Below are 4305 nucleotides of genomic sequence, written 5' to 3'. Positions count from 1 at the left end.
CACCAGACAATAACTGCGCTTCAGCGGGCGGTGCTCAACCGGAATACTGGCGGTGCTCAGAAGTCCGAATACTCAGTATGTCGTTTATCGTTTGTCGTTTGTCGTTTGTGTAATGTCGTTTAGAACGGGTTCTCTGACAGCTCGACACCCGGGTCTTTGAGAAACGCGATCAGCTCGGTCGATGTCGCTTCCCGGTTGTCGATCCACCAGCCTGCGCCCGCAATGCGCCGAGCGATGTCTAGAACAGCTTCCTCGAATTCCGATTCGCTCATGTCCTCTGCCTGCACGAGGTCTTCGTATGCAGCCTTCAGAAGCTTGTACCGTTCATCCGTGGCCCACGAGACCTGTTTGTCAGACCCTTGGAGGGGCGGGAGGCCAGAGCGTTCCTGATCAGCGAGCGCTTCCTCGTGGAGTGCAGCACGTTCTGCCTTGAACTCTTTGGAGAGCCCCTTCTTGGCTGTCTTCTTGAAGCACTCGAAGCAGGGCCTCCCTGAAAGCCATTCGATGCGGCCCGCACGCTGGCCGGCCGGAATGTCCGAGAAGTCGCGTGTCGCTCGATGCGCGCACTTGTAGTCAATTTCAGCTGATGTCGCGATAGTCATGTCGTCTCCATATGAAGTGTCGTGAGCGTCCCTGATTGGGTCGCGTGGTTGGGAGCTAGCGTGTTGGCACTTGTCGTCCGATGTTGCGAGCGGTCATGGGCCGGGACATCGCCCGTGCCGGTCGATGTCGCGATCCCCTGTCGCTCCTTTTTGGGAGGGGTGAAGTAGCCAATGCCGCGTCGGGCGACACTGGCGACAAGGCAGACGCGACAGGTCTGCGCGTCAGCTGTCGGCGACATCACTGTGCGCCCACGTGCCCGGATAGGCGACACGGATAAGTTGCATCCGTAATGTCCCGAGCTGGAGGTACTCCGTTGCGGGGGCGGGGACACCGGGGGTCAATGTCGTTGTGTCGCCGCTACTGCCGTCTACTGTCTCGACACCGTTGGCGGCACCCATGTCTTCAATGGACCACGTGTCGCTGGCCGTGTCGCGTCGGAGCCGAGCGTGTGATCGCGACAGTGTCTTTGTCGCGTCGGAGATTGCAACGGGAGTCGCGTCCTCTGTCGCGTCATGCGTCGCTTAGGGGCGACGTCCCACCACGACATGGTCAGTGAGGAGCCAGGCGACTCTGCCGTCCTCGAGCTCAAGAGCCCACTGTAGCGAAGCCCACCAAGAGCTGCGCGCACGAGTCGTAGATGCTGACGCACAGCTACTCGCAGCGCTCAAGAAACTACGCACCACAAAAGCATCGATCAGCCTCGAGCTAGTGAGGCCCGGCGCGTACATCTTCGGCAACGATGCTGGCGAGCTACGCAACCCTAAACGCATCACCGATATCTGGGCGCGTCGCGTCACACAAGCACACAAGAAGCTCGGCGAAGAGGCGTTCCCCAAGCTGCCGCTACATGGGCTCAGGCACTCCCACGCAACAATCCTGTTGGCGCTCGGAGAACACCCCAAGATCGTGCAAGAGCGCCTCGGCCACGGCTCAATCGCCATAACGATGGACCTCTACAGCCACGTAACAGCCACGATGCAGCGCAGCGCCGTAGACAGATTCGCGGCCCTGTTTAACCATGCCTAGCACATGAAACAGCACATGAGACAAGAAAAGCGGCCCTGACTGAGTGCTAAACACCCGGTCAGAGCCGCTTTTGTCGCCGTGCCCCCGGAGGGATTCGAACCCCCGACCTTTGGTACCGGAAACCAGCGCTCTATCCCCTGAGCTACGGAGGCGAGGTACTGCGACCCGATCAGCTTAGCGTAAGTGCGGGCATGACTTCGAATCGAGCGGCGCGCGTCGGCCAGGGCCTTCGGGTTCAGGCGCGATCCGGAGCAATCACAGCATAGATCGCGGTCGTAACGCGCTCCCCCTTGACCCACGCGCTGTCACGCAGCGTCGCCTCGCGGCGCATGCCGAGGCGCTTTGCAAGCGCGGCCGAAGCCGCGTTGCGCGCGTCGAGCTGCGCCGCGACCCGGTGCACCCCGTGCTGCTCGAACGCGACCGTGAGCAAGGCGCTTGCTGCCTCGGCCGCGTACCCCTTCCCCTGCCATGCCGGATCAAACGCCCATCCGATTTCGGCGATGCCGTGTGCGCGGTCGGTGTACCACAGCAGCACCTGCCCAATGGGAACAGCGGGTTCTGCGCGAACTGTGCGAACTGCGCGCTCGGTGTTGCCCGCAAGCTCGACCGCAAGCGTGAGGCCGCCCGCCTCGCCCTCGAGGTCGTTCTTAGCGATGTGCTCGGCTAGCTTCTGCCGCGTGAAGTCGATACTCCACGGCTCATAGGGCAAAAAGCGCGCGACATCTTCGCGCGAGAATAGCGCGTATAGCCAGGCAGCGTCGGCCGCCCGGTGGGGCCTAAGCCGTAGTCGCTCGGTGATAATCGGATAGCTGATTTGTGATGTCACACTTCACACTAGGCACAATTTTGTTCGCGTCAAATTGTGAAATTCGCGCATTGCTTGTTACATTGCCCGATGGGAAGTTACGCACTGCGGCGATTTCGATGTCGCAGTGCGAGGGTCGAAGTCGTCTGCGCGCTTCTTGCCGCGCGAAGCACAAGACGTCAGTTTCGCGCGGGGACAATGACCCCCACTGAAACGGAACCTTTTGAATACCGGCACCATCGAAGTCGCCCCCGGGGCAGCCACTGCCCCAGCCAGCACGGGCACGGCCGCCCACAAACACCCAGCGATCACGTTCTGGCAGGGCGTCGCCATCATCTTCGGCACGAACATCGGTGCCGGCCTACTCAGCCTGCCCTACGGCTCTCGCCAGGGTGGCTTCCCCGCCCTGATGATCGCGCTGCTCATCTCGGGCTTTCTCGCGACCGCGTCGATGCTGTATGTTGCCGAGGTCGCGCTGCGCACCAAGCAGCCACTGCAGCTTGCTGGCCTCGCGCAAAAATACCTCGGCAACACCGGATCATGGCTGGTTTTCGCTGGAGTCGTCGTCAACGGTTTGGGTGCGCTCATCGCGTATGCATCGGGTAGTGGAAGTCTGCTCGCAGACCTGCTCGGCGTGCCTCCCATGCTTGGCAGCATCTTGTTCTTTGTGCCCGCCGTCGCCATCATGTGGCTTGGCCTACAGGCCACCGGCAAGTCTGAGCAGGCGATCACGGTCACGATGCTCGCTCTCATTCTGGTGTTGTGTGGCTGGACGTTTGTGGGACCGGGCCTGCACGCCGAGTTCCTCACGTATATGCAGCCCTACTTCATCATTCCGATCGTCAACCTCGCGGTATTTGCGTTCGTCGCGCAGTACACCGTGCCCGAGCTCGCGCGCGGCCTCGCCGCGACCAACCCCCGCGCGCTGCCGCGCACCATTGTCGTAGGCATGAGTGCGACGGGTTTCTTGCTGGCGCTCGTGCCGCTCGCGGCGCTCGGCATGATGGGCCCCGACGGCATCACCGAGGTTGTCACAATCGCCTGGGGCCAGCAGCTTGGCACCGCCGCGTATTACATGGCCAACATTTTTGCTGTGCTCGCCATGATGACGTCGTTCTTGGGCATTGGGTTCACCATGATGATGAACATCTTTGACCGTTTCAAGTGGCCTTCTGAGGGCTCACGGCGGCACAAGGTGGCAGCGATGGCCATCACCGTGGTGCCGCCGTTTATCATCGGCGTAGCTGGCTGGGCCGGTTTTGTGTCGGCACTCGGTTACGCGGGCGGCTTCGCGGGTGCGATCATGTCGATTGTTCCCGTGATGATGCTGCACCGCGCGCGCAAGCACGGCGACCAGGAGCCCGCCTGGGTTGCTGGCTGGATCGCGCACCCCGCCATTCAAACGGCGCTCATTGGCGTCTTTGGTGCGGCTTTTGTGTTCTCCATCCTTTCAGTGCTGGGACTGGTGCCGCAGGGCTGGCTGTAGTCCTGGCTACTTAAACTGGGGCCTGGTGATTTATCTTCGTCCACAGGGCCCCTTTTAGGGGTCTCTACGTTCGAATCTGTGGATAACATTTCCCGAAGATTTGTACGATTCATGAGATAATAGATACATGACTCCCACCACCTCGCCCCAGTTCCCGGCACACAGTGCGTGCCGGGAACTGGGGCGAGTCACCGGCCGTTGGAGCGTGCTTGTATCATGACCGCTTACGCCCCGGGCCCTACTCCTCGCGCATCGCGCGGGGCAGGGGCCGGGGCGGGCCGCAGTGCTGGGGGCGCTGGCTCAGGTAAGGGGCAGAAGAAGCCCCGCAAAGAACAGCGCGAACGGCGTCGTGACGGCCGCACCACGAACGAGGCCGTCACCTATG

The 4305-nt window shown here is 61.6% G+C and carries 5 protein-coding genes and 1 tRNA gene; 2 read left to right on the top strand and 4 right to left on the bottom strand.

Annotated features, from left to right (window positions below; all coding sequences use genetic code 11):
- Positions 1-119: 119 nt before the first annotated feature.
- Positions 120-602, bottom strand: coding sequence for a hypothetical protein (locus ACXR2W_RS14075; RefSeq protein WP_458817118.1), 483 nt, complete (start codon positions 600-602; stop codon positions 120-122).
- 222 nt (positions 603-824) lie between these two features.
- The gene (locus ACXR2W_RS14070) at positions 825-1064 is read right to left on the bottom strand and encodes an FHA domain-containing protein (RefSeq protein ID WP_458817120.1); all 240 of its coding nucleotides are present in this window, start codon (positions 1062-1064) and stop codon (positions 825-827) included.
- A gap of 247 nt (positions 1065-1311) precedes the next feature.
- Here ACXR2W_RS14070 and ACXR2W_RS14065 point away from each other — a divergent pair, with 247 nt between their 5' ends.
- Complete coding sequence (locus ACXR2W_RS14065) at positions 1312-1629, top strand: tyrosine-type recombinase/integrase (RefSeq protein WP_458817116.1); 318 nt, start codon at positions 1312-1314, stop codon at positions 1627-1629.
- A gap of 79 nt (positions 1630-1708) precedes the next feature.
- Here ACXR2W_RS14065 and ACXR2W_RS14060 read toward each other — a convergent pair.
- Both ACXR2W_RS14060 and ACXR2W_RS14055 read right to left on the bottom strand, forming a co-directional pair.
- Positions 1709-1781: transfer RNA gene (locus tag ACXR2W_RS14060), tRNA-Arg, on the bottom strand.
- A gap of 83 nt (positions 1782-1864) precedes the next feature.
- Complete coding sequence (locus ACXR2W_RS14055) at positions 1865-2455, bottom strand: GNAT family N-acetyltransferase (protein WP_458817114.1); 591 nt, start codon at positions 2453-2455, stop codon at positions 1865-1867.
- A 202-nt stretch (positions 2456-2657) separates the two neighbouring features.
- Here ACXR2W_RS14055 and ACXR2W_RS14050 point away from each other — a divergent pair, with 202 nt between their 5' ends.
- Positions 2658-3920, top strand: a complete 1263-nt coding sequence (locus ACXR2W_RS14050) for an aromatic amino acid transport family protein (protein ID WP_458817112.1) — start codon at positions 2658-2660, stop codon at positions 3918-3920.
- Positions 3921-4305 lie beyond the last annotated feature (385 nt).

It is taken from the genome of Leucobacter faecis (assembly GCF_054456695.2).
Note: the sequence above shows the minus strand (reverse complement) of the source record. Positions and strands in the feature narration are given on the sequence as shown.